Origin of the sequence: Pectobacterium jejuense (assembly GCF_026800125.1) — a bacterium.
Classification (GTDB): Bacteria; Pseudomonadota; Gammaproteobacteria; order Enterobacterales; family Enterobacteriaceae; genus Pectobacterium; species Pectobacterium jejuense.
This window is the reverse complement of the sequence record NZ_JAPQKX010000007.1, coordinates 219,237-245,386: the sequence shown is the minus strand read 5'-3', so window position 1 is coordinate 245,386 and position 26,150 is coordinate 219,237. Positions and strand designations below refer to the sequence as shown.

The 26,150-nt window shown below is 46.2% G+C and carries 19 protein-coding genes; 3 read left to right on the top strand and 16 right to left on the bottom strand.

Annotation, left to right across the window (positions count from 1 at the left end):
• Positions 1-51: 51 nt before the first annotated feature.
• The 11 genes from NXT09_RS14830 to wecA form a co-directional block, all read right to left on the bottom strand.
• Positions 52-1,257, bottom strand: coding sequence for an O-antigen polymerase (locus NXT09_RS14830; RefSeq protein ID WP_268580158.1), 1,206 nt, complete (start codon positions 1,255-1,257; stop codon positions 52-54).
• Position 1,258: 1 nt separating this feature from the next.
• Positions 1,259-2,119 (bottom strand): glycosyltransferase family 2 protein, encoded by an 861-nt coding sequence (locus NXT09_RS14825; RefSeq protein WP_268580157.1) that lies wholly within the window; start codon positions 2,117-2,119, stop codon positions 1,259-1,261.
• 48 nt (positions 2,120-2,167) lie between these two features.
• Positions 2,168-3,433: an O-antigen translocase gene (locus NXT09_RS14820; RefSeq protein WP_268580156.1), complete on the bottom strand. Its 1,266-nt coding sequence runs from the start codon at positions 3,431-3,433 to the stop codon at positions 2,168-2,170.
• The gene (locus NXT09_RS14815; protein ID WP_268580155.1) at positions 3,430-4,542 is read right to left on the bottom strand and encodes a DegT/DnrJ/EryC1/StrS family aminotransferase; all 1,113 of its coding nucleotides are present in this window, start codon (positions 4,540-4,542) and stop codon (positions 3,430-3,432) included. The genes NXT09_RS14820 and NXT09_RS14815 overlap by 4 nt, the downstream gene beginning before the upstream one ends.
• The gene (locus NXT09_RS14810; RefSeq protein ID WP_268580154.1) at positions 4,539-5,732 is read right to left on the bottom strand and encodes a formyltransferase family protein; all 1,194 of its coding nucleotides are present in this window, start codon (positions 5,730-5,732) and stop codon (positions 4,539-4,541) included. Before NXT09_RS14810 ends, NXT09_RS14815 begins: the two co-directional genes overlap by 4 nt.
• 2 nt (positions 5,733-5,734) lie before the next feature.
• Positions 5,735-6,127, bottom strand: coding sequence for a sugar 3,4-ketoisomerase (locus NXT09_RS14805; RefSeq protein ID WP_104211702.1), 393 nt, complete (start codon positions 6,125-6,127; stop codon positions 5,735-5,737).
• A gap of 4 nt (positions 6,128-6,131) precedes the next feature.
• Positions 6,132-7,007, bottom strand: a complete 876-nt coding sequence (gene rfbA / locus NXT09_RS14800) for a glucose-1-phosphate thymidylyltransferase RfbA (RefSeq protein WP_268580153.1) — start codon at positions 7,005-7,007, stop codon at positions 6,132-6,134.
• A 126-nt stretch (positions 7,008-7,133) separates the two neighbouring features.
• Positions 7,134-9,308 (bottom strand): tyrosine-protein kinase Wzc, encoded by a 2,175-nt coding sequence (gene wzc / locus NXT09_RS14795; RefSeq protein ID WP_268580152.1) that lies wholly within the window; start codon positions 9,306-9,308, stop codon positions 7,134-7,136.
• A 16-nt stretch (positions 9,309-9,324) separates the two neighbouring features.
• Positions 9,325-9,759: an arsenate reductase/protein-tyrosine-phosphatase family protein gene (locus NXT09_RS14790; RefSeq protein ID WP_268580151.1), complete on the bottom strand. Its 435-nt coding sequence runs from the start codon at positions 9,757-9,759 to the stop codon at positions 9,325-9,327.
• An 8-nt stretch (positions 9,760-9,767) separates the two neighbouring features.
• Positions 9,768-10,904 carry a polysaccharide export protein gene (locus tag NXT09_RS14785; RefSeq protein WP_104211699.1) on the bottom strand — a complete coding sequence of 379 codons (1,137 nt, stop codon included), beginning with the start codon at positions 10,902-10,904 and terminating at the stop codon, positions 9,768-9,770.
• A gap of 125 nt (positions 10,905-11,029) precedes the next feature.
• Positions 11,030-12,106, bottom strand: a complete 1,077-nt coding sequence (wecA, locus tag NXT09_RS14780) for a UDP-N-acetylglucosamine--undecaprenyl-phosphate N-acetylglucosaminephosphotransferase (RefSeq protein ID WP_268580150.1) — start codon at positions 12,104-12,106, stop codon at positions 11,030-11,032.
• 648 nt (positions 12,107-12,754) lie between these two features.
• Between wecA and NXT09_RS14775 the strand changes: the two genes are divergently transcribed.
• A complete protein-coding gene (locus NXT09_RS14775) occupies positions 12,755-14,341 on the top strand; it encodes a TerC family protein (protein ID WP_268580149.1) in 1,587 nt (528 codons plus the stop codon).
• Positions 14,342-14,424: 83 nt separating this feature from the next.
• On the opposite strand, the gene dcuC is transcribed toward NXT09_RS14775, so the two are convergent.
• From dcuC to apbC, 5 genes are all read right to left on the bottom strand, one after another.
• Positions 14,425-15,777: an anaerobic C4-dicarboxylate transporter DcuC gene (gene dcuC, locus NXT09_RS14770; protein WP_268580148.1), complete on the bottom strand. Its 1,353-nt coding sequence runs from the start codon at positions 15,775-15,777 to the stop codon at positions 14,425-14,427.
• 263 nt (positions 15,778-16,040) lie between these two features.
• A complete protein-coding gene (gene asmA, locus NXT09_RS14765) occupies positions 16,041-17,876 on the bottom strand; it encodes an outer membrane assembly protein AsmA (RefSeq protein WP_268580147.1) in 1,836 nt (611 codons plus the stop codon).
• Between the two features lie 63 nt (positions 17,877-17,939).
• A complete protein-coding gene (gene dcd / locus NXT09_RS14760; RefSeq protein WP_005974037.1) occupies positions 17,940-18,521 on the bottom strand; it encodes a dCTP deaminase in 582 nt (193 codons plus the stop codon).
• Positions 18,522-18,628: 107 nt separating this feature from the next.
• Complete coding sequence (udk, locus tag NXT09_RS14755) at positions 18,629-19,270, bottom strand: uridine kinase (RefSeq protein ID WP_010281304.1); 642 nt, start codon at positions 19,268-19,270, stop codon at positions 18,629-18,631.
• Between the two features lie 188 nt (positions 19,271-19,458).
• Positions 19,459-20,568: an iron-sulfur cluster carrier protein ApbC gene (gene apbC / locus NXT09_RS14750; RefSeq protein WP_010296744.1), complete on the bottom strand. Its 1,110-nt coding sequence runs from the start codon at positions 20,566-20,568 to the stop codon at positions 19,459-19,461.
• 223 nt (positions 20,569-20,791) lie between these two features.
• Between apbC and metG the strand changes: the two genes are divergently transcribed.
• Entirely contained in the window at positions 20,792-22,822 is a 2,031-nt protein-coding gene (gene metG / locus NXT09_RS14745) for a methionine--tRNA ligase (RefSeq protein ID WP_268580146.1), read from the top strand.
• Positions 22,823-23,102: 280 nt separating this feature from the next.
• Complete coding sequence (fdnG, locus tag NXT09_RS14740; protein ID WP_268580145.1) at positions 23,103-26,150, top strand: formate dehydrogenase-N subunit alpha; 3,048 nt, start codon at positions 23,103-23,105, stop codon at positions 26,148-26,150.

Here is a 26,150-nt window from a genome sequence, read left to right as displayed (position 1 = left end):
GATTAATTTAAAAATCTTATACCAAAAACAGAAATATTTAATAAAGGACAATTAACTCCGTTTAAAAAACAATACTCGCAGAAAAAAGAGAAACGCTATAACTAACAATAACTGCCATAACATTTCGCTAAAGAACCCGCGGTAAAAGTGTAAAGTGTAATATGTGAAAAATGAATAAAGAGCTACTTTAAAGCACTCTGAATAATAAGATTCCTTTGTATAACAGGTCGAGTTGTATATTAGCCTTGCAAAAAAACCTAAGAAACCGCAAAGAATAATAACAGCAATAAAACCACCATTGATATACATATCGCCGAATAGTGTAGCGACTGTCCCACCGCCTGAATTATACTGAGATGGGTTATAAGCAAATGAAATCGCTCTAGATATACTTTCGGGTTTATCTGGCCATATACTGCGTGGCACAAACATAAAAGGTGTTCGTAGAACCCCACTTTCAATTTTTATAAATGAGTCTTTTATTATATTAATATACATCTCAAATGAGTTAAAAGATTCGAGTGCAGTTACAATTAAATTCTTTATGTCATGAAAATCAGAATCTAGTAATCTTTCAACAATAAACATCACATCATTATTCTCTCCCCTTCCGCGCTTCAAAAGTAGAACAAGCATTACGAAAGGTGCACAAATCGCGATTAGTAAATAATGATAGAACTTCACAGTAAACATTTTAAAGTAGTGCCCATAAAACCCCCAAATTATAATTTGTTGGATGATCAACATCCTGGTCGGGGAATCAAGCACACTAAGTAAAGACAATGAAAAGCATAACCAATATCTTACTCTACGTCCTTTTATATAGAAGAATAAAAAAAGCGTAATAAAAGTAGTTTTTAATATATAGAGAATAGTTAAATAAGGGTTATTATCCGAGAATGAGCTAGTGTAATCAATATCATCCCCAACCAAATTGTCTTTCAGGAAGAAAGTGCCTAGTAAACTAGATACAATCAATATAAATGTAATAAGTATAAATACATTTAATATAAACTCTTTCCGAGATAGCAGTTCTCTTTCAAACCAAAGAATCTTCCTATTATGAGAGTAGGATAAAAAGAAAGATAATGCACCTGTGAGTGATATTACAAAAGCAAAGATAGAATATATGTCAAACTCTGAAAACACAAAGGGGATAATTATAAAATAAAGAAAAGAAAACAAAAAAATGAATTTGTAAAATCCTTTTCCGAACGGACCCGTTATCTTATTACTTAATAAACGCAAATCAGTCATTTTATTTTTTCCAGACAAAAATCAGTTTAATAAAACCGATCAAAAAACTACTGCTTAAAAAAAACCGGATATCAGGAAAAATAAAATTCAATGAGTATGCCTTATACTTTCTAGTTAATTGTCTAAAAGAGAATTTACTCCATTCTATTTTCGATCGTTTGTATATTTTTTTATTCTTAAAAAGATCTATTGTCTTGTGATGATATTCAGCTATAAGGGCAAGATTCCCTGTCGTATTATGGCTATGAATACGATAGTTGGCTAAATTTTGAGGCAAAACATCCAAAGTACCGCCACTGACTGTTACACTGAGCCATAAAAATAAGTCCTCAACTTTTAAATCCTCCCTGAAATTCGCTTCAGTTAATTTATCTCGACGAATCAGTATTGTCGCAGGAGGTATATTATATCCTTCGGTCATAATTCTTTCGAAATCAAAAACTTCGACCTCCTCTCTGACTTCTCCTGGTGTAACATTGTTAAACTCATCAATCACATTCACCTGAGCACAGCATGCAACACAGGAATCATGGGCGTTCATGTACTTGATTTGTTCTTCAAGTTTTTTTTCCAGCCACATGTCATCTGAGGCCAGAATAGCAAAGTAGTCTCCAGTGCATAGTTCAAGGCCTCTCTTTAGGGTTTTAGATAACCCTTCATTGGCTTTGTTTATATAAATAAAATCATGATGTTTTTTTAATTCAGAAATTTTCTCATGAGAATTATCGGTCGAACCATCGTTTAAAACCACTATCTCAACAGGTGAGTAACTTTGGTTTAAAACACTAGTTATAGAGTCCACCACATAGTTTTCATGATTATATACAGGAATAATAACACTAACTAAATTATTTATTGACATAATAACCTTATCTACCTTCAACCACCAATAATTGCCAAAATACTATATTTAAACACGATGACGACAAACTCTGTTTAGATTAAGGCTTACAAAGATCATGTATAATAAGTAGTTAATTAAGTAAGCCAAATTCGCGCCTTGCGTACCATAAGCATCAATCAAGAAGTATGACAAAACGACAAATAGCCCACTAAAAAATATTTCTGTAAAAACAAACCATTTTGTCGCACCTCTAGAAATCATCGGGTATGCATAAAGCCAACTGACGATTTTTATAACATCACCAATCAATTGGATTGCGAACAAATCCCTAGCTTCTCTAAATTGCTCAGTAAATAGCAAAGATATAGCGACATCTCTCAGAAAATAAACACAAATGGCCATCAATGAAACAACTGGGACAACGATGAGCAACGTTTGGTTAATTTCTTTTTTTATCTCTTTTACATCTTTCAATGTCGACAGTTTAGGCAAAAAGTACGTACTCAATGCGATTGTTATTACACCGAGATAAACTTCTGAAATCTTCCATACAGCTTGCCATTGTCCTGCACTTTCCCAACCGACATTCGACACCAAGATATTACGCACTGCAATCAACGATATAGGTATTGTTAGAGAAGAGGTAATGGCCATTAAAATATACCCACCTATTCTCTTTTTATGTTCCTTATCAACACCCTGACTTCCCCACCAAAAACGTAATGCTACCCACGGTTGGCGTAATACCCCGAACAAAAGAACAATCCCAATCAATCCCGTTTGTATAGCGGCGGCTAACAATGCCCCAGTTATCCCAAAGGTCATAACCAGCGTGATCATCAATATGCATGATACCGCTGTTGAGATCGCACCAAGCGTTATATAAAGACGATATTGCTGGTAACCATTGACTACTGAGTTAACTAATGTCCCTATAGCAGCCAACGGTAACATTGCTGATGCCGCCCAGATTATCCAAGCATAATCTGGATCACGAAATAACCACTGTGCAAGCGGTCTGGCAAACAGAAATCCACTTGGCATTACAATGCATAAAATAACCACCAACCACCAAGCACTCGCTTTCCACCATGGTGAACAAGCGCCTATTCCCTGTTTTTCATATTCAGCAGTGTAACGAACTAACCCACTACCTACTGGCGCATTAACAATACCATTCAAGCTAACAACCATACTTTGAATCTGGCCGAGCATTGCCATTCCCGCAGGTCCAGTATAAATGGCAACAACTTTAGCAATAATAAAACCACTTCCCATTCTTGCCAGCGTTAGTAACCCACTGAAAAAAGTCACAGAGAGTAGTTTTTTCATCCTCGGTACTCATTAATGATGGTAATAACTTCCTGTATGTCCGAATCCGTCAGAATTGGTCCCATCGGCAGGCTGAGTACTTGTTTATGTATGCGCTCTGTAATTGGAAAATCACCTTCAGAAAAACCTAAATTACTGTAAGCCTCTTGGAGGTGTGGCGGTGTAGGGTAATGAATTAAAGTTTGTACACCGCGTTCCGTGAGATAAGCCTGAAATTTACTCCGATTATCACACTCTACAACAAATAGGTGCCAAACATGTTCTTCAAATTTTTCAGGATATACAGGTAATTTAATGAGCTCGTTTTTTATTCCGGAGCAGTACAGACTTGCAATTTCTTGTCTTCTTCTATTACTTTCATCTAGCGATTTTAGCTTCACGGAAAGAAAGGCTGCCTGAAGTTCATCGAGACGGCTATTAACACCTTGATAGAGGTTCTCGTATTTTTTATGTGATCCATAGTTGCGTAACGCCATTAACGTTTCAGCTAATTTATCATCGTTTGTTGTTATCGCTCCAGCATCACCAAGTGCACCAAGATTCTTGCCTGGGTAAAAACTAAAACCGGCTGCATCCCCCCAGCCACCAACTTTTTTGCCATTAAAAATAGCACCGTGAGCCTGGGCACAATCTTCCAATACCAAGAGGCCATACTCTTTAGCCATTTCTAAGATATCATCCATCGGACTTACTTTTCCGTAAAGATGAACAGGTAAAATTGCTTTTGTTTTATCTGTTATCGCTGCTCTTACTTTTTCAGAAGATAAGTTATAAGTGTCTGGATCTGGTTCTACCAGTACGGGCACCAATTTATTTTCAGTAATCGCTAAAACTGAAGCTATATAGGTATTCGCCTGGACAATAACTTCATCCCCTTCTTTTAGCTTCCCAAGCTCTATCCATGCTCGGAAAGTTAAAATAAGTGCATCTAACCCATTTGCCACACCTATTGCGTGCTTTACGCCACAATAACTTGAAAATTCCTTTTCAAAGGAAGCAAGTTCGGAGCCTTGAATATACCACCCTGAATCAACTACTTTTTCAAAAGCTGCTAACAAATCTTTTTTATATTCATTATTGATTTTTTTTAAATCTAAAAAATTTATCATTTTAGTTCCTTAAAAATTTTCTGTTCAGCTTCATCTATTTTAGATAATTCAAGATAATCAAAAACATTTAACCCATTATAATCTTTGATGTTCAAGTCAGCACCTAAGTTTATTAACTCTTCCATTAGATGATAATTCTTGCTCTTTATAATGTGGTCTTTCAAGTACATTGCTACAGTCGTGCCATTGTAATTAGTGTCATTGATATTAGCCCCAATCCCCACCAATTTTTTTATAAGTTCGATATTCCCATGATAGGCAGCAACAATTATAGGACTCCATCCTTTTTGGTTTTTCTCAAACAAGGCATTATGAAAAGGTGCTTCTAAAATGAGATCTTCAAACGTCGCGCCCTTGCTCAACTCTAATAACTTTGAGAAATTATCTTTGTACAACATAATATTATAGTCAATTGAAGATAGAATAATATAATTATCACTTTCCTCAATTACCGACCCGGCTTTCAATAAAGATTTATCATCTAATATTTTCGCACCAAAAATATCACATCCCAAAATTTGAGGGAGTTGATAGTAGCGAAAAGTGAAAGCATTAATTTGTTTTTTTATTTGAAATGCAGTTCTATTTAACTCTATTTTAATATTTTTATAGTCAATGCTTTTTTTCGAGTAGTAACTTGAATTCATATGACTCTGTTTTTTTCTTTCGTATTTCCCTTCTAACAACTTGGGAAACGTATCTTTTACCAATTTAGTTCCATAATGGATATACTTTAAATATAAAGATCCTGCTGTTTCGTCCTCATCAAGTAGGAACTCTTCCTGAGAAATAATATCTCCAGTGTCGATTCCATTATCGATCTCATGAAATGTAACGCCTGTCTTTTCTTCTGCGTTAATAATAGGCCACGCTGACGTATACATTCCTTTATACTTAGGGAGATTTGAAAAATGGATATTGAAACAATTGCTTTTCTTAAATTTTATCGTGTCAATAATTTTGTCAAATTCTAAAGAGATAAATATCCCTTCAACGAGATATGCATCCTCTAACGATAAAGTTGGTATTCCATTAGAATGACAATATTTTTTGTATGACCGCTGAAATGTATCGCATCCATTATCAGTGCTGTTAATAACACCAAATATTTTTATTTCAGGGTGATTTTCTATTAACCATTCGACAAAATTAACTGCAATATTATTTTTACCCGCAACAACAACATTCATTTTTATACCCCTGACAAAAACTCATCATAATTTCTAATATAATCAGATTCATCATAGGGCTGATCTGCCAATACCATTAAGACGCAGTCATCAGAAAAATCATACATCTCTCGCCAAATGTATGAATCAATAAGGAGTCCCTGAGCAGGGTTATCTAATAATATATCGACCTTTTCAGCACCATCATCGAGTAAAAAACGACAAGAGCCTCGTACAGCAATAGCGACTTGCTTTAATGCCTTATGAGCATGGAACCCTCTGCGGACCCCTTCTTTCGTTTTGAATAAATAATAAACGCGTTTTATTTCAAACGGGATATTTTTATCTTGCTCGAGTGCAACTAATGCACCGCGATCATCGCCATGTGTTTGTAATTGTATCAGTCTTATTTGCATTAAATTAACCTCGGGAATCCTTGACGAGTCTCTCTAGATACTGACCATACTGATTTTTAATCAGCCTATTTGCGGAGTCCAGTAACTGTAAATTAGTTAGCCATCCGTTACGCCAGGCAATCTCTTCCAAACACGCGATCTTCATTCCTTGTCTTTTCTCTACCGTTTCAACAAAAGTAGAGGCTTCGATTAAGCTATCATGCGTGCCTGTATCTAACCAGGCAAAACCACGTCCTAAGAACTCCACTTCCAGTTGCCCGCGATCCAGATACATTTCATTAAGCGTCGTAATCTCCAACTCACCTCTTTCCGAAGGTTTTACCTGTTTGGCTAATTCGACAACCTGCTCATCATAGAAATACAATCCTGTCACAGCCCAATTCGATTTGGCTTTTTTAGGTTTTTCCTCAATGGACAGAACCATCTTATTCTCATCAAATTCAACGACGCCAAATCGTTCTGGATCCATAACCTGATAGCCAAATACTGTCGCGCCCGTTTTCTTAGCGGCAGCGCGTTTTAACACGGGGCTAAATCCTTGCCCGAAGAATATATTATCGCCTAATACCAAGCTGCAACTATCACCAGCCAGGAATTCTTCACCAATAATAAATGCCTGTGCCAACCCTTCTGGTTTAGGTTGGACAGCATAAGAAAGTCGCACACCAAAAGCATCACCCGTGCCCAGCAACCGTTGAAATGCATTCAGATCTTCCGGCGTGGTAATGATTAGAATATCCTGTATTCCAGCCAGCATGAGGACGGATAGCGGATAATAGATCATCGGCTTATCGTAAATAGGCAGTAGCTGTTTGGAAACGCCCAGTGTAATAGGATAAAGGCGCGTTCCTGAACCACCAGCAAGGATTATACCTTTCACGGTTAACTCCAGTAGAAAATCAATTTTTTGGATATAAAATTTATGACAGATGATTTATAAGCGAGGCATAGGAAAGACCGGATGCGAACATCCGGTTGTCACAAAAATTCAATTCAGCGAGAAATATTAACTATTTTTTTCTGACTTATAGTCATACGTATAATAGTGATAATTTCCATAGCCGTAATAGCTTGCAGCACGTTTCACAATAGCATTCAGAATAACACCTTTTATCTCCGCGCCATTCTGCTCAAAGCGACGAATACTTACTTCAATTTCTTTGAGTGTATTCACTTCAAAACGAGCAACTAAGAGGGACGTTCCTGCATGACGGCTAATAATAGCGGCATCCGTTACAGCCAGTATTGGCGGTGTATCCAATAATACAATGTCGTAATGCTCCGCAGCCCATGTGATAAATTGCGAAAATCGACTATGCATTAAGAGTTCAGACGGATTAGGTGGAATTTGTCCGCGAGGAATAAAGTCCATATTATCCACAGCTGTTTTTCGAATGCTTTTCTCTACGTCTACCTGCCCAGATAAAATGTCCGACAAACCATCAACGCTCTGCGTTCCCATCAGCTCATGGGCATACCCTTTGCGCATATCACAGTCAACAATAAGAACACGTTGGCCAGATTGAGAAATAACAGCACCAAGGTTTGCACTGATAAACGTTTTACCAATTGCTGGGCTAGCACCAGAAATCATCAGCACATTATTTTTTGCCTCCATCATGGCAAAATGCAGGCTGGTACGGAGACTTCTAATTGCCTCAATAGCAAGGTCGGTAGGGTTTCCAATCGCCAGTAATTCAGTAGAGCGCGTGTTGCTTTTATTCGAGCGTGTTAATAATACCCTGTCTTTCTTCTGCTGCCATTCAGACAAAGGTACACTGGCGTACACATTTATACCCATTTCCTCAAGCTGTTCAGGACTTTCAATCCCTTTATGCAATATCGTTCTGAGCACGACAAAAGCTGTCGATGCCATACCACCCAACAACATTGCGAGTAATACAATCAGAGCTTTCTTCGGTTTTACTGGGCTTAACTGAATAGCAGAGGGATCAATTATACGAACATTACCCACCGTACTGGCTTTGTTGATACTAAGTTCCTGCTGTTTATTCAGCAATTGCATGTATACTTCTTGTCCAACATTAACATCTCGCATTAAGCGTAATATTTCCTGCTGGGTTTTTGGCATAGCAGCGACACGCTTATTGATCTTTTCACGCTCATCTTCCAGCGTTTTCCGTTTTTCCATCAATGAGCGATAAGTTGGATGCTGTTTAGTATAGAGCTTTGATACTTCAGCTTCTTTAAACGTTAGCTCGTTTAGCTGTGTTTCAATCGCAACCATCGTATCCAGGACGGCTTTTGCTTCTAGCGATAAATCAACAGATTCGTTTTTCTGACGATAACTGTTTAATTTATTATCAGCATCATCAAGCGTTGTACGTACATTAGGAAGTTGCGCTTTAAGAAACTCAAGGCTCTTTCCTGCTTCTTCTGATTTTCTCTCGACGTTTTGCTGTAAATAGTTATTACTAATGCTATTTAATATTTTATTGGTTAGCTCGGGATCTTCTCCTTCAAAACTAAGAGCTAATACACCTGTATCTTTGCCTTTGTCAGCAACGACGAACGTACTTAGCACATTATTAATTGCGGTAAGTGAATTTAATTTTTGAAGGCGAAAAACCGTGCCCGCCTCTGCTTGAATATCACTGACCAATAAAGAGATATTATCGTGCTTCGCTATTTGCCCAACTTTACCTTCGAATTTTACTACATCGCCAGCTTCAATTTCATACGTCTGTGCATCAATAACACGTAACTCAATTGCCTCATCTTGCCACGATTTTGGCACTTCCAGCTTAGAAACAGCAATTCGTCCAGGTTTTTCTCCCATCAAACGGGCGAAACCTTTACCAAAAACAGGAAAATATTTTTGTTGTACAACAATACTCAGCGACAAGTCATCGACTGTTTTACCAACGACCATCCGTGATTTTATAATTTCGATTTCGGCAGCTGATTCAGGTTTTGAATCAGGCAAAGAGCTAGAAATATCTTTCAATAGCGCATTACCTGAACTTTGTTCTACCTGAACTAGCGCATCTGCTTTATAAATCGGCGTCGCAAACGTGGCATAAAGAATACCGATAATAGTGAAAACTGCCGTTACACCAACAATTAACCAGCGATTATCCAGCAGTGTTCCCAACAAACGACCTAAATCAATCTCATCCGAATTCGTTTCGGCTGTTTTTACTGAAATTTTCTCTGCCATGGGTTTCCCTGACTTGTTAACGGCTTAATGCTTGTGCCCATTTCTGAGCAGATTTCTCAAGTTGCAAATAGACAAACTCAAAGGCTTCGCGACTTTTGCGATAAGGATCAGCAATTTCCTGCTGTTCCGACCAGCGCCCAAATAACATTGTCTTACCACGTACTTCAGGGGCAATGCGGCATACGCCATCAATATGTTCTTTTTCCATCACGAGAATAAGATCAAACTGACGGCACAAAGTCGACGTTAATTGCTGCGCCTGATGCCCTTCGAGAGAAAGGTTATGTTGGTTTGCTACTTCAGTCGCTGTCGCATCAGCAGGCTTCCCAACTAATGCACCTAGTCCGGCAGAAACGATTTTTTTATCAGGCAGAGCCTGCTTTAATAACCGCTCCCCTGTAGGGGAGCGGCAAATATTGCCTACACAGACAACCAATATTGAATCAAACATAATTATCTCTATGGCCAAGTTCGAACACGCAACCCACCTTCCGTCAATTCATTGAATGCGGAAATAGTCGGAACCAATTGGGAGATCAGGCGATTCCAACGAACTAGCGGTGCGCTTGTGACATATACAATGTCGTAAGGTTGAAGCTGGAACTCCGTTCCCATAACCATGGCTGTGGCATCTGCTGCATTGAGCTGGTAGATATTCGCCATTTTTGGTCCTTGCGTACCTCGTAGTGGACGAATAACAAATACCCCCGTTGCATCAGCAAGCGTTTGATCCATGCCTTCTGCATTGCCCAATGCTTCGGTCAGCGTCATACCGCTGCGGTCCATTTTGAGCGTACTTTGCTTTTTAACTTCGCCCATGACGAACACTTTCAGGTCATCATTGCGGGGAACATAGAGGATATCGCCAGGATAGAGGAGGTGGTTTTGTGAAAGGTCACCGTTTTGCATCAGTGCCTGAAGAGAAATTCGCTGCTCTTGGCCATTATGAGTAAGAACAATATTTCGCCAATCCGCATTTTCGGTTAACCCGCCAGCGGCGTTTATCGCATCAAGGACGGTAAGTGGCACATTGCTAATCGGTTGCTGGCCTGACTTACTGACCTCACCGGAAACATAGGCCTTCTGCGAACGGAAAGCAGCAATACTGACATCAACCTGAGGGGACTCGATATACGTTGCTAAACGCCCCATAATTTCGTCACGCACTTCGCTCACTGTTTTACCAGCGACTTTCACCTTTCCGATATAAGGATAGAAGATAGTGCCATCAGAATGCACCCAGTTCCCTGTATCCGCAGCAGTACGATAGGTTCCTGCTGGCGTGGTTAACTCAGGGTGATCCCATACCGTAACCATGATGACATCGCCAATACCAATGCGATATTCATAACCTTCTAATTCACGTTCCAGTGCGGGATTGTTTTGCGCAATCAACGGTTTAGGTCGCATTTTTTCAATTAAATAAGGTGTCATCGGGTAAACATTGACCAACTTATCAATATTAAAATCAGCGTCTTGTTGCTCGATAGTCTCTTTACCACCAGTGGATAAATGGCTACCGGGAATTAGAGTGCAGCCGCTAAGCAGGGCTATGGACACCACAGCGGGTATCAATTTTAACTTGTGCTTTATCATCCTGTTTATGCCATCGCTTATGATTAAATGTCGCGCAAATCCCTACAAAATAACTCGTTATTATAGAGGACCTTTATTCGAATAAACCCGCAGAGTGGGACGTAAAAAACAGCTAATTCATTGTATTAGCGCCGTTGCTCCATTTTCTCCGCAACAGCAACGTGTTGAGTACTGCGTCGAAACCACGTCAGTAGACGCCATATTCGGGTAATTGACCAAAAATAGCCAACAAAAATCACCAGAAATGCGCTCAGCATAATAGATTCCGTCACACCGCTAAGCTCGCCAATAATCCCCACTGCGGCAAGAAACAAAGCCGCCAAAACAATTGCTAGCAAAGATTGTCGAGAACTCAACCCTGCACGCATCAAAATATGATGCAAATGCTCACGATCGGGTTTAAAAGGGCTATCCCCTCTGCGAATACGACGCACCATGATCGTCACCATATCCATTAAGGGAACAGCGATCAGCCACAATGCCGTTACGGGATGGATTATTGCCTCTTTACCCTGCGTTGCCAGTACTAACAACCAGATAACAGTAAAGCCGACGAGCGTACTTCCGGCATCCCCCATAAATACTTTAAATTTTAGTCCCCAGGGAACACCAAGATTCAATAGGATATAAGGCAGTGTTGCCGCTAGCAGGCATAGACTCCACTGAGCTAACTCGTGGCGTCCACCAATATAAAAGACGACAGCTAGCGCACCAAACGTAACGCAAGAAAGCGCACCGAGTAAGCCATCAATGCCATCAACCATGTTGAAAGCATTAATCGCTCCCCATACCGCAAATAGAGTAACGGTGTAACCAAAGATTCCCAAAAACAGCTCATAGCCGAACAACACATTACCCAGGCTGATAAGGTATAAACCAGAATACATCATCAAACCTGCGACAAGTGCTTGTAGGCCAACGCGAGGGAGAACGGGAAGATCAAAACGATCATCCAAAACACCTACCACTAATAATGCTGTTGCACACACCATGTAAAGAGAGAAGTCGGGGAGCCATGTAGGATCAAAAGTATACATAACCCAGAGGGCCATATAGATAGAAACACCGCCAACAAGTGGAATATGACCACGGTGTCTCTTGCGCTCATTAGGTTTATCCACCAGCCCGACTGTTATTGCTACTTTTCTTGCCAGAAACAACGCAATAAACGCACTCAGGAAAACCACCATGAATTCTTGCATTTTTGCACCATCATCAACCCGTTATGTGAATGTTTTGCATCAGACACGCTACCGCCCTTGGCTTATAGCAACCAATGCGCTGTCAAACAACGTACGGAACACCATCCTGTGGCTACACCCTGGATCCGCATACCATCTGTTTGTGTGTAAAGACTCCATTTCCTTGCTAGCCAACGGACACAGCTAACAAAATATGACTAATCCATATATTTATTTATAAAAATATAGCTAAATCGACAAAGCCAAATTTCACCCCATAGTATTGACGATGACGTAAAGAGCACAAGGGTAAGATGGCCTAAAAGGAGCTTTTCAGAATAAGACTACGCGCATCCCTGTCGTAAAAATCTTGTTAAATCGGCACGCTATTCTATGCGTTGTATGCTCGTACTATCAAATACTAACGTGCAATACCTTATGCATCATTCCTAAAATTTTGCTTATTGTCGTTTTTTCAACCGACCTCACCAACAAGCTACACACTGGTCCATGTCAAAAAAATGACAATCCATATCAGGGCATCTATCGGCTCAGAATTTGCTTATAGATTGTGCTTCTCATAAAGAATATCCCTGCAAATTCTGGTTCATCTGTGCCTGCCCTGATACGCTATCGAGGTTATGTTCATTTAAAGGTGAAAAAAGAGATATGGAGTGGATCGCTGATCCAACGATATGGGCCGGGTTGGCCACGCTGGTTGTCCTGGAACTGGTTCTGGGCATTGATAATCTTATCTTCATTGCCATTCTGGCTGAGAAACTACCAAAAGAACAACGCGATAAAGCCAGAGTCGTCGGTCTCTTACTTGCCCTGATTATGCGCCTGGGTCTGCTGGCGTCCATTTCATGGCTGGTGTCTTTGACTACCCCCCTCTTCACGTTCCTTGGGCACACATTCAGCGCTCGCGATGTCATCATGCTGGTTGGAGGGCTGTTTCTACTCTTTAAAGCCACCATGGAACTCAACGAACGTCTCGAAGGAAAAGATGAGGAGCAGCAAGCCCAGCGTAAAGGTGCACGTTTCTGGCCGGTAGTGGCACAGATCGTGGTACTGGACGCCATATTCTCGCTGGACTCCGTGATTACCGCCGTCGGCATGACCGATCATCTGCTGGTCATGATGTCCGCCGTGACCATCGCTATTTTCCTCATGCTGCTGGCCAGCAAACCGCTGACCCGCTTTGTCGCTGAACACCCGACTATCGTTATCCTGTGTCTCAGCTTCCTGCTGATGATTGGTTTCAGTCTGGTCGCAGACGCCTTTGGTTATCACATCCCTAAAGGTTATCTCTACGCCGCGATAGGTTTCTCGGTGATGATTGAGATGTTGAATCAGGTCTCCCTGTTCAACCGTCGCCGCTTTCTCTCCTCATCGGTTCCACTACGCCAGCGCACCGCGGAAGTGGTTTTGCGTATCTTGCGCGGTAACCATGAAGAAGCAGAACTGGACAATCAAACCTCATCGATGATTGCCGACAACACCCGGGCAGGTCAGGAAGTCTTCAATATTCAGGAACGCCGGATGATAAAGCGGGTATTGGGGCTGGCACAGCGAACCATCAGCAGCATTATGACGTCGCGGCATGACATCGACTCGGTCGAGCTGGATATTACACAGGATGCGCTCGCTAAACTGTTAACGACCAACCAGCATTCCCGATTGGTGGTAACCGACAGCAATACCTCCGACGAACCGTTGGGTATCGTACATGTTGCCGATTTACTCCAGCAGCAGCTAAACCGCGAGCCGTTCAATCCACGTATTCTCATTCGTCAGCCGCTGGTCTTTCCCGAACAGCTTTCACTTTTACAGGCTTTGGAACAGTTTAGAGAAGCGCGAACGCACTTTGCGTTTGTCGTTGATGAATTTGGTTCGATGGAAGGGATAGTCACATTAAGCGACGTGATGGAAACCATTGCCGGCAACCTGCCGCGCGAAGGGGAAGATCGCGATGCGCGCCACAGCATTCAGCAGAATGACGACGGCAGTTGGACCGTAAATGGCTATATTCCACTGGAAGACTTAACGATGTATGTTCCGCTGACGCTGGATGAAAAGCGCGAATACTACACGCTGGCGGGGCTGTTGATGGAGCACGCGCAGCGGGTTCCGCAGGTGGGCGATACACTATCAATCGATAGCTATCAGTTCACTATTCTGGCGGTGGAAAGCCACCGTATCGTAGATGTCCGAATCACACCGAACGACGAGCCACAGACTGATTTTGAAGTGTGATAGCGGCGCTGTCGCTATGCTCAACACCGCATTTATCTCTACAGCCCCTTTCCGTTCGGTACGGGGCTGTTTTCTATGGTCTATCAGGCAGGCACCATAATTTCTGTGGCAACCACCACCACAATCAGCCCAACCAAAACCGGAACCGATGTGCGCTTAACCACCTCGAATGGCGATATTTTCGCCATCCCGGCGACCGCAACGACTACGCCGGATACTGGAGAAATGGTACGGCCCAAGTTGGAAGCCTGAAGCATTGGAATCGCCAGATAGGCAGGGTTAATACCCATTTGTGACGCCAGTTTTGGAATCAGCTCAACAAACGCATAGAACGGCGCATTGCCCGAGCCCGTTGTCATCGCAGACAACATCGTGATCGCGACCAGTACCAGCATAATCACCAACCCACCGCTGCCGAATGACTGTGCCAATCCAATCAGGCCGCTGATAAAACCAATAGTGCCAAGACCCTGGGCAAAGACACCGGCTGCAACTAACAGGATGACAACGCTAGAGAAGGCATCGGCCATCCCACGGTAAGCCACATCCAGCCCGTCAAACACTTTTTGCGCACTGAACGAACGGGCAAATTCCAGTACCGCGGCCAGCACCATACAGATAACCAGTACAGTGATAATGTGGAGTTCCGGCCCCCATTTGCCATCAAACACCAGTACACCCATGATCGGCGTAAACGGCAGAATGGCGTAAAAACGCGGGGCATCCGTCGTGATCTCGCTGACGTCTAGAATCTCATGGCTGACATTCGCTTTGTTATCCAGATAGCGCTGCCAGAAGAAATGCGCGACGGCCATACACACGATCGCCATGATGGAAATAGGCAGCGTGGCTTTAAAGGCAAAATCCACTAATTTCATCTGTGATGCTTGTGCGGCAAGTACGACGTCGCCCGACGTCGGCGACAGAATCAACGCTACGGGGGAGGCACAGATTGCAGCAGCGGCACCGCGACTAATCCCAACGTTCACCATGACAGGGAACAACGTTGCCATCAACAGCACACCTAATCCCGTGGCTGATGACACCGCCAACGACATCAGGCAGGCGACAAAATAGGCCGCAATCATCAGTAAATAAGGCGAGTTAATCATTTTAAGCGGGCGGGAAACCAGCTTCACGACGACATCATTGGCACCGATATGCGTCATATAAGCCGCAAATCCACACAGCACCATAATCATCATGCCGAGATCGCCACCGCGGCTCATCAGCAAAATTTTTACGTATTCAACAATATCCGTTGCGCTCCAGCCCGTCGCCTTCGCACTGGCTGGTAATACGTTTTTCCCCAGCATGGCACTGATTGCCAAAAGTAATAGACCTCCCACCAGCAACACGCCAGTCGCGGAGTACCCTTTTATAATGTAACGACCAACCAGAATCGTTACAGCAACACCAATCAAAAGTTCGAGCATAGTGGGTTTCGATACCTGAGTAATAAATTATCTGACAGACATTCCCCGGCAGCGGGATAGCACCGCACCGAAAACAGGGAGCGAAGTTTACTGCTTTAGAAAATAAAAAAAGAGAAAAATATTAACCTACAGCGTTAAAAAAGAGACACCGGGCACATAGCCAGTCTGGAGGAGGATGACAAACTGAGGGAAACGTTGGCGAGAAGCTGCCGGTTTGCTGACAGGAATCAGCAAACCGGCTAAGCGCATAGCATTTCTGAAAATTAAAGGCGATCGAGGAGTTGCTTCAGATCCTTACCCTTCTGGCTTTGCTGATTTTGGCTGGCCCAGTCATTCAGACGTTTCTTCAGTTCGTCCTGCAGGCGTTTACGCAGCAGTTGATCTACCTGTAATTGGTAATTCAATTTATCCCACTCGCCATAGATGCGTAACGGGATCGCCGTGTTTTTCAACACGCTGACCAGTTGCTCATCGCCCTGCCACCCTTGCGTGATAGAGACATTCAAGTTGACATCACACGTCTGGGCTGGCAAATCGACTTGGCCGGCACCCGTTAGCGACAGCAGCTCTGAGCGGCCATTGAGATCGGTAAGGCGTAACTTACCCGCGTTCAGTTGTACTTTCCCGGTCAGCTGTTGCAGTTCGGTATAGCGCTCATAGCGCTCTTGTCCTCGCACATTCCCATTGCTACGCGCGACGGCCATCTGCACCATTTGCTGGATATTCAAACCCTGTAGACGAACGTTATTACCTTGCAGCATCGCGGTCCCCTGCCACTGCTGGAGCAACGCAGGTAGCGCAAAGCTATTGCCGCTGAACTGCCCCACCAGCGACAATTTCCCACTGACCATCTCAGCAGGCAGCGCAAATACGGACATCAACTGGGATAACTCAACATCCTTGAGGTCTGGCCGTAAGATGATGTTGGTCGATGACTTCGTCACAACTTTACCGGGCAATGAGAAATGTCCACCGCCTAGTTCACCGCTCAAGGTCGTCACATCCAGCAGCCCCGGTTGATTGTCTGCCCGTAACGTAAATTGACGGACATCGAGCCCACGATAGATCAGCGTCGCGGCCTGTAATGACAGGCGCGCGGTGAATGTCTGTAAGCCGTCTTCTGGCTTGGCTAACCCACTTTCATTTGAAATCACAGGAGCTGATGATTTAGCCGGCACGACAGCGGCATTGTTCTCTTTTACCGACGCGATCCCCAGCAGGGAATCCAAATCCAGTTTCTCTGACAACAGATCCAATTCGTAATGGGGGATATCCCCCAGCGTCACGCTACCGGCACCCGACAGCTGACTATTATTGGTATTGAGTGACAGCTGGCTAAAGGTGATTTTTTCAGGCTGCTGTTGATAGCTTGCCTGAACACTGCCCGTTCCACTGATACCGTTTGCTGGTATTCCTGCCCCCTGAAGCTGGTAATCTAGCTTGGTAATATTGGCATTGACCTGCTGGGGGAAATGCAGCAAATCGACATCTGCGGCAAGGGAGAAGGCAATATCACGCTGATCGCGATTGATGCGGCTTGATAATTCGATGCTGACCTGACGGTCGCTGTTCTGCTCCATAGCAAGATTAATGTCGCGCACGTTAATCTGCTCATTATTGCTGCGTTGCAGAATCAACAGGCTATCGGCGACTTTGATCTTATCAATATCCAGCCGCCAGTGCCGTTCTTCAGATGGGGCCTGCGATCCCGCAGGAGCAATGGGCGCATTGTTAGACTGTTTGGCTTCACTTTCCGGCGTCAGGCGAATAATGGCACCTTTCAGCATCACCTGCTTGACCGCTAGCTTGTGCGACAGCAGCGGCCACAGCTGCACATCAAGACGCATGTTCTCGGCGCTGACAATCGGCGCAGTGGATCCCGGTGCGCTCAACGACATCCCGCCTGATAATATGCTGAGTTGCGGCCACACGTGCCAACGCAGATCTCCATCCAGTTGAAGGCGATAGCCGCTACGTTCCTCAACTTGCTTCACCATGTAGGCGCGGAAGTCATTGGGATTAACCAGTACGACCAAGGCCGTCATTCCTGCCACCAGCACCACAAGCAGAATTGCCAGCGTCGTCAGAAATCTTCTCATGCCATCCTCATTGCGAAACGCACGGCCACCTGTTTTTTACCTGACAGGCCTGTCGCCAGACGCTTAGTCTTTATCGATCCGGCTCGCTACCGCACCCTGTTGATCTTTATATTTGGCATCCTGACGGCGGTTGTAAGGACGAGCAGCCGGCCCGGAAAGCGGTTCAAAACTCAGAGCGCCAATCATCATGCCGGGGCGTAACGCCAACGGCAACTTACCTGAATTATAGAACTCCAGCACAATTCTTCCTTGCCAACCTGGATCAATTCGGTGTGCGGTGACGTGAACCATCAATCCCAGACGGGCTAGCGAGGAGCGACCATCCAGCCAGCCAACCAAATTGTCCGGCAGCGTAACGGATTCAAACGTCACTGCCAGCGCTAATTCTCCTGGGTGCAGGAAAAACGCCTCGCCTTCTGGCAAATTGATTTCATCACTCATGACGCGATCCAGCGCCGCGCTGACTTCATCTTTTGGGCCACTTAAGTCAATGAAGGCCGCAGTATGTCCACGGAAGACGCGAAACTGATTTCCCAAACGAACATCAACGGTCGCACCACTGATCCTCTCAGTAGGCGGACGGGGTGTAATCACCAGTCGGCCATCATCCAGCCAGGCTTCAATGTCACGGTCACACAGTCTCATCTTATTCTCCATTCGGCGCCGGTAACTATCAGATAAACCTCATCTACCCGTCATGCTTCACATGACCTCCACGTTAGTGAGGCAACGCGGATTATTTAGGGTATCGACTACTCAAAAAACTGGCTTATCTTGGCTTTCAAAATATCAATCGCAATACGGTTTTTCCCGCCGCGCGGCACAATAATGTCGGCATACTGCTTAGAGGGCTCGATAAATTGCAGGAACATCGGGCGAACGGTCTTCTGATACTGTTCCATCACGGAATCCATTGAACGCCCGCGCTCATTAACGTCGCGACGCATACGGCGCAGCAGGCAAATATCCAGCGGTGTATCGACAAAAATAGAGAAATTCATCTCACTGCGCAGACGCGCATCCGTCAGCAGCAGGATACCTTCCAGAATAATGACCTTTTTCAGCTCGATATGCACGGTTTCCTGCTTACGGGTGTGCTCGACATAGCTGTACTGCGGGACTTCGATCGCCTGACCGGCTTTCAGCATCTGCAAATGCTTGAGCAGCAGACTATGATCCATCGAGCTCGGGTGGTCGTAGTTAGTTTTTACCCGCTCTTCCATTGTCAGGTGGCTTTGATCTTTATAATAACTGTCTTCAGATATCACCCCGATATGCTGATCACCAACCTGATCGCGCAATTCCCGATACAAGGTGCTGGAAATAAGACTTTTACCCGAAGCGGATGCTCCTGAGATCCCGATGATGACGCACTGGTGAGACTGATCAGTCATGGTATTAACGACCTGATTAACATAAATAAAAGAGAGGGGAATGCGCCAACGGGCGCTTTGACGCGGCAATTATAGGGAGTTACCCCCCTTCACGCCACCCTTTCCGCGTATTGCACCCGAGGGAAATCGCATGCTGGCGCAGGATCAAGCCGGGACAGAGCCCGGCTTATTACTCTCTGGCGGAAGCGTTACAGCGCCCGGAAAGAAATTTCGCCGGGAATCGTGTCACCCTGCCAGTAGAGCTGAGCGGCAACCTGCCCCGCCAGTTCGCGGTACAGAGAAGTAAACTCGCTGTCCGGCTGGCTGACTACCGTCGGCTCACCGCGGTCAAGGTCTTCACGCAGGGAGATATGCAGTGGAAGCTGACCTAACAGAGAACAGTGATATTTTTCCGCCAGTTTCTGCGCACCGCCCGTACCGAAGATCGGCTCCAGATGTCCGCAGTTGCTACAGATGTGTACGCTCATATTCTCAACGATGCCCAGTACCGGCACGCTGACTTTTTCAAACATCGCGATGCCCTTCATGGCATCCATCAGCGCGATATCCTGTGGCGTCGTCACGACAACCGCACCAGTGACAGGAATACTCTGCGCCAGGGTCAGTTGAATATCACCCGTACCCGGCGGCATATCTAATACCAGATAGTCCAGATCCGGCCAGAGCGTATCCTGCAGCAGCTGCAATAACGCTTTGCTGGCCATCGGCCCACGCCACACCATGGCGTTATCGTCCGTCACCAGATAACCAATCGAGTTGGTTGCCAGGCCGTGCGCGATAATCGGTGCCATATGTTGACCGTCTGGCGAAGTTGGGCGCTCACTGGCCGAGCCCAGCATGGTCGGAATGGAAGGACCGTAGATGTCGGCATCCAGAATGCCCACATTGGCGCCTTCAGCCGCCAGCGCCAGCGCCATATTGACTGCCGTACTCGATTTGCCGACTCCGCCTTTGCCGGAACTGACGGCAATGATGTTTTTCACGCCCTTCACGCCAGCCTGATCGTTAACCCGACGCAGCGTCGCGATGTCGTGCGTTAAACGCCACTCGATCGCCTTTGCACCTGATAAACGTAATAGCTCATCGCTAACCGTTTCCTTTAATACAGCCAAACCGCTCAGCCAGACAAACGGCATCGTCAGATCGATATGCAACACGTTGTCCAGCAGCGCACAATGGCGCAGTGCATTCAGTGTCGTCAGGTTGTTTTTCAGTGTCGGGTGCTGAAAAGTAGATAAAACCCCGGTGACCATCGCACGCAGTGCTTCAGGGCGTTGTTCGGGGACTGTCGCGTTCATTCCGGCTCCTTGAAATTCTCATATTTGACCGTTGAGACCGTATATAGCATACCAGAGCGAGGGAAGCCTGACGCCCTTCGGCATCAAAAACGTGGAAACGCTACGCAAATTAAAAATCTGCCATGTGGTTTCCTGCCGTTTTACTCACGCCAGCGGTTTACGCAGCAAGGCGCTATCGGTTAACATCGATCTCCCTCTATTCACAAAAGAAAGCAAGTTCCTCATGACTCAAGTCGCAAAGAAAATCCTGGTAACGTGCGCGCTGCCATACGCTAATGGTTCAATCCACCTCGGTCATATGCTTGAACACGTTCAGGCCGATATTTGGGTTCGTTACCAGCGAATGCGCGGCAACCAGGTTCACTTTATCTGTGCGGACGACGCCCACGGCACGCCAATCATGCTGAAAGCACAGCAGATGGGAATTGCGCCAGAACAGATGATTGCGGCAATGAGTCAAGAGCATCAGCAGGACTTTGCCGGTTTCAATATCAGCTATGACAATTACCACTCTACGCACAGCGAAGAGAACCGCGAGCTGTCAGGTCTGATTTATGGTCGGCTGAAAGAGAACGGCTTTATTAAAAATCGCACCATTTCTCAGCTGTACGATCCAGAGAAAGGCATGTTTCTGCCGGATCGTTTCGTCAAAGGCACCTGCCCGAAATGTAAGGCTGCCGACCAATACGGCGATAACTGCGAAGTCTGTGGCGCGACCTACAGCCCAACGGAGCTGATCGAACCCAAATCAGTGGTGTCTGGTGCCACGCCAGAAATGCGTGAAACAGAACACTTCTTCTTCGATCTACCTGCGTTCAGCGAGATGCTGCAAGCCTGGACGCGTTCCGGCGCATTGCAGGAGCAAGTCGCTAACAAGATGCAAGAGTGGTTCGATTCGGGTCTGCAACAGTGGGATATTACCCGCGACGCGCCCTATTTCGGTTTTGAAATCCCCGATGCGCCAGGCAAATATTTTTACGTCTGGCTGGATGCGCCAATCGGCTACATGGGGTCGTTCAAGAACCTGTGCGACAAGCGTGGCGATCTGAATTTTGATGATTTCTGGAAGAAAGACTCCGACGCGGATTTGTATCACTTCATCGGTAAAGACATCGTTTATTTCCACAGCCTGTTCTGGCCAGCCATGTTGGAAGGCAGCGGTTTCCGTAAACCGACAAACCTGTTCGTACATGGTTATGTCACGGTCAACGGTGCGAAGATGTCTAAATCACGCGGCACCTTCATCAAAGCAGGCACGTACCTGCAACATCTGGATGCCGATTGCCTGCGTTATTACTACGCGGCAAAACTGTCTTCTCGCATTGATGACATCGACCTCAATCTGGAAGATTTCGTTCAGCGCGTGAATGCTGACATCGTTAACAAAGTCGTGAATCTGGCATCACGTAATGCCGGTTTCATCAACAAGCGCTTTGACGGCAAGCTAGCGGACAAGCTGGCCGACGCCGAGCTGTACAAAACCTTCACCGATGCTGCCACCAGCATTGCCGAAGCCTATAACAGCCGTGAATCCGGCCGTGCCATTCGTGAGATCATGGCGTTGGCGGATATCGCTAACCGCTATGTTGACGAACAGGCACCGTGGGTTGTGGCAAAAGCAGAAGGTCGGGATGAAGAGCTGCAAGCCATTTGCTCAATGGGCATCAACCTGTTCCGTGTACTGATGACATACCTGAAACCGGTTCTGCCTTCGCTGTCCCAGCGCACAGAAGCGTTTTTGAACACGGAACTGAGCTGGGATGCGATTGCCACGCCGCTGCTGAGCCATCAGGTTAGTCCATTCAAAGCGCTGTTCAACCGCATCGATCTGGATAAAGTTAACGCAATGGTTGACGCGTCGAAAGAAGACATGGTCGCCGCACAAAAAGTCGTGTCTGGTCCGTTGGCAGACAACCCGGTGCAGGACACCATTAACTTTGACGATTTTGCCAAAGTCGATATGCGTATCGCACTGATTAAGCAGGCTGAACTGGTTGATGGTTCTGACAAGCTCTTACGTCTGACGCTGGATCTGGGCGGCGAAACCCGTCAGGTCTTCTCCGGCATTCGTGAAGCTTATCCCGATCCGGCTAAGCTGGAAGGCCGTTTAACCGTGATGGTCGCCAATCTGGCACCGCGTAAAATGCGCTTCGGCATATCAGAAGGTATGGTGATGGCAGCCGGTCCCGGCGGGAAAGATATCTTCCTGCTGAGCCCAGACAGCGGCGCCCAGCCGGGTATGCAGGTCAAATAATCATTACATCAAGCCGGATTCTTATCCGGCTTTTTTTTGCAACAATTTCTCCACAAATCCCCGTTTATTCCTTTCTGACTGACACGCGGCTCCGCATAGTTTGTAACCATGAAATAACAAAACCGTTATGCATTACAATACATAACGAATAAAAAATATACCTCTTTATAGGTGTTATGGGGGTTTAAATACTTAAATTTTGATTTTGCGCAAAGCCCACAACTTGTGTGTTGTTAAATTGCTCGCAACAAAAATGACACATAATTACACAGGGAAACTAATGCAACTTAATAGAAGAGGTTTCTTTAAAGTTTGCGCGGGGGGGATGGCTGGAACCACTCTCGCGGTATTGGGCTTTACACCCACGGAAGCAATGGCATCAGTACGTCAATATAAGCTGTTACGGGCAAAAGAGACGCGTAACAACTGCACCTACTGTTCAGTTGGTTGTGGTGTGCTCATGTATAGCCTGGGCGATGGCGCCAAAAACGCGAAGCCTTCCGTTTTTCATATCGAAGGTGATGCGGATCACCCAGTCAGCCGCGGCTCCCTTTGCCCGAAAGGTGCGGGTCTGGTTGACTATATCCACAGCGAAAACCGCCTGCTCTACCCTGAATACCGCGCGCCGGGCTCAGACAAATGGCAACGAATCAGTTGGGACGACGCGATTGAACGCATCGCGCGCCTGATGAAAGCTGACCGTGATGCCAACTTCGAACGCACCAACGCCAAAGGCGAAACCGTCAATCGCTGGCTGACTACCGGTATGCTGTGCTCTTCTGCTGCCAGCAACGAAACCGGTATTCTCGATCAGAAATTTGCCCGCGCACTCGGCATGGTTGCCATCGACTGTCAGGCGCGTTTGTGTCACGGGCCAACCGTTGCGGCACTGGCACCGACATTCGGCCGTGGCGCGATGACTAACAACTGGGTTGATATCAAAAACGCCAACGTCATTATCGTGATGGGCGGAAACCCGGCAGAAGCGCACCCGGTCGGTTTCAAATGGGCCGTTGAAGCGAAAACGCACAACAATGCGAAACTGATTGTTGTCGATCCGCGTTTTAACCGCTCCGCTGCCGTTGCCGATCTCTACGCACCGATTCGCGCCGGTTCAGATGCCGCCTTCCTGTTAGGTATCGTTAATTACCTTATTACGAACGATAAAATTCATCGCGAATATGTGGTGTCTTACACCAACGCCAGCCTGATCGTACGTGATGACTTTAGCTTCGACGAAGGCTTGTTCAGCGGCTACGACGAACAAAAACGTCAATATGACAAATCCAGCTGGCAGTATGAGTTGGATGAAGCCGGTTTCGCCAAACGCGATAACACGCTGTCCCACCCGCGCTGCGTCTGGAACCTGCTGAAAAAACACGTCTCCCGCTATACGCTGGAAATGGTGACATCCCTGTGCGGTACCTCAGCCAAAGATTATGAAGAGATTTGCCGTACGCTGGCTGAAACCTGTGTACCGAATAAAACCGCAACCTTCATGTATGCACTGGGTTGGACGCACCACACCAACGGCGCGCAAATCATCCGCTCCGCCGGCATGATCCAGCTTCTGCTGGGGAATATTGGTATGGCAGGCGGCGGCATCAACGCCCTGCGCGGCCACTCCAACATTCAGGGGTATACCGATCTGGGTCTGCTGTCGTTAAATCTGCCGGGTTATATGCCACTGCCGTCAGAAAAACAGCCGGATCTGAATACCTATCTGGGCCAAATCACGCCAACCGCCGCGCTGCCCGATCAGGTTAACTATTGGAAAAACACGCCAAAATTCTTTATCAGCATGATGAAGAGCTTCTACGGCGACCACGCGCAGGCCGCGAATAACTGGGGTTATGACTGGTTGCCGAAGTGGGATCGTAGCTACGACGTTATGGTGCAAACCGAGCTGATGGTAGAAGGCAAAATGAACGGCTACATCGTTCAGGGCTTTAACCCTGTCGCAGCGTTCTCCAACAAGAACAAAGCGACCGAAGCGCTCTCCAAGCTCAAATACATGGTCATCATCGATCCGCTGGTCACGGAAACGTCCACATTCTGGCAGAACTATGGCGAATTCAACGACGTAGATACGAAGTCCATTCAGACTGAAGTCTTCCGTCTGCCGTCTTCCTGCTTTGCCGAAGAAAATGGTTCTATCGCCAACTCCGGTCGCTGGTTGCAATGGCACTGGGCGGCGGCTGAGCCACCAGGAGAAGCCCGTCACGACGGTAAAATCCTCGGCAAGCTGCTGATGCGTCTGCGTGAACTGTATAACGAAGAAGGCGGTACTTACCCAGATCCGTTGATGAACATCAACTGGAACTACAAAGACCCGGAAGATCCACATCCAGAAGAAATCGCCCGCGAAGCCAACGGCATGGCGCTGGCTGATATCTACGACGACAGCGGCAAACTGATCCTGAAAAAAGGTCAGCAGCTCGCCGATTTCTCACAACTGCGTGATGACGGTACCACGTCCAGTTTCTGCTGGATTTACGCAGGGAGCTGGACAGAAGCCGGTAACCAGATGGATAAACGCGACAATGCGGATGCCGGTCTGGGCTGTACGCCGAACTGGTCATGGTGCTGGCCGCAAAACCGCCGCATTCTCTACAACCGCGCCTCTGCCGACCTGCAAGGGAAACCGTGGGACAGCAAGCGTAAATTGCTGGAATGGACCGGTCAGAAGTGGCAAGGCATTGATGTGCCTGACTTCGCCGCAACCGTACCACCGGGTAAAGACACCGGGCCGTTCATCATGCTGCCGGAAGGTCTGGCACGTCTGTTCTCCGTGGACAAACTGGTAGACGGGCCGTTCCCTGAACACTACGAGCCGATCGAATCACCTATTGGCACCAACCCGCTGCACCCGTCGGTGATTTCCAGCCCGGTCGCGCGTTTGTTTGCGCGTGATGCGAAAACCATGGGCACCGCGAAGGACTTTCCTTACGTGGCGACCACATACTCGATTACCGAATTGTTCCGTCACTGGACAAAACACGCGCGTCTGAACGCGATTGTGCAGCCGGAACAGTTTGTTGAGATCGGCGAAAATCTGGCGAACAGCAAAGGCATTAAAGCGGGCGATGAAGTCAAAGTCTCCTGCCAGCGTGGCTACATCAAAGCCAAAGCGGTGGTCACCAAGCGCATCAAAACGCTGCAAATTGCCGGACGCAGCGTGGAAACCGTTGGTATCCCCTGCCACTGGGGCTTTGAGGGCACCACGCGTAAAGGGTTCCTGGCTAACACACTCACCCCGAGCGTCGGCGACGCTAATTCACAAACGCCTGAGTACAAAGCGTTTTTGGTTAATGTAGAGAAGGCGTAA

Bases quoted from the DNA above. Each gene is read 5' to 3' on its own strand.
- metG (WP_268580146.1), top strand. From the start codon at position 20,792: ATGACTCAAGTCGCAAAGAAAATCCTGGTAACGTGCGCGCTGCCATAC.
- NXT09_RS14790 (WP_268580151.1), bottom strand. From the start codon at position 9,759: ATGTTTGATTCAATATTGGTTGTCTGTGTAGGCAATATTTGCCGCTCC.
- NXT09_RS14825 (WP_268580157.1), bottom strand. From the start codon at position 2,119: ATGTCAATAAATAATTTAGTTAGTGTTATTATTCCTGTATATAATCAT.
- dcuC (WP_268580148.1), bottom strand. From the start codon at position 15,777: ATGCTCGAACTTTTGATTGGTGTTGCTGTAACGATTCTGGTTGGTCGT.
- NXT09_RS14805 (WP_104211702.1), bottom strand. From the start codon at position 6,127: ATGCAAATAAGACTGATACAATTACAAACACATGGCGATGATCGCGGT.
- wecA (WP_268580150.1), bottom strand. From the start codon at position 12,106: ATGCAAGAATTCATGGTGGTTTTCCTGAGTGCGTTTATTGCGTTGTTT.
- apbC (WP_010296744.1), bottom strand. From the start codon at position 20,568: ATGAACGCGACAGTCCCCGAACAACGCCCTGAAGCACTGCGTGCGATG.
- NXT09_RS14820 (WP_268580156.1), bottom strand. From the start codon at position 3,433: ATGAAAAAACTACTCTCTGTGACTTTTTTCAGTGGGTTACTAACGCTG.
- NXT09_RS14775 (WP_268580149.1), top strand. From the start codon at position 12,755: ATGGAGTGGATCGCTGATCCAACGATATGGGCCGGGTTGGCCACGCTG.
- wzc (WP_268580152.1), bottom strand. From the start codon at position 9,308: ATGGCAGAGAAAATTTCAGTAAAAACAGCCGAAACGAATTCGGATGAG.
- asmA (WP_268580147.1), bottom strand. From the start codon at position 17,876: ATGAGAAGATTTCTGACGACGCTGGCAATTCTGCTTGTGGTGCTGGTG.
- NXT09_RS14810 (WP_268580154.1), bottom strand. From the start codon at position 5,732: ATGAATGTTGTTGTTGCGGGTAAAAATAATATTGCAGTTAATTTTGTC.
- NXT09_RS14830 (WP_268580158.1), bottom strand. From the start codon at position 1,257: ATGACTGATTTGCGTTTATTAAGTAATAAGATAACGGGTCCGTTCGGA.
- NXT09_RS14815 (WP_268580155.1), bottom strand. From the start codon at position 4,542: ATGATAAATTTTTTAGATTTAAAAAAAATCAATAATGAATATAAAAAA.
- fdnG (WP_268580145.1), top strand. From the start codon at position 23,103: ATGCAACTTAATAGAAGAGGTTTCTTTAAAGTTTGCGCGGGGGGGATG.
- udk (WP_010281304.1), bottom strand. From the start codon at position 19,270: ATGACTGATCAGTCTCACCAGTGCGTCATCATCGGGATCTCAGGAGCA.
- NXT09_RS14785 (WP_104211699.1), bottom strand. From the start codon at position 10,904: ATGATAAAGCACAAGTTAAAATTGATACCCGCTGTGGTGTCCATAGCC.
- dcd (WP_005974037.1), bottom strand. From the start codon at position 18,521: ATGAGACTGTGTGACCGTGACATTGAAGCCTGGCTGGATGATGGCCGA.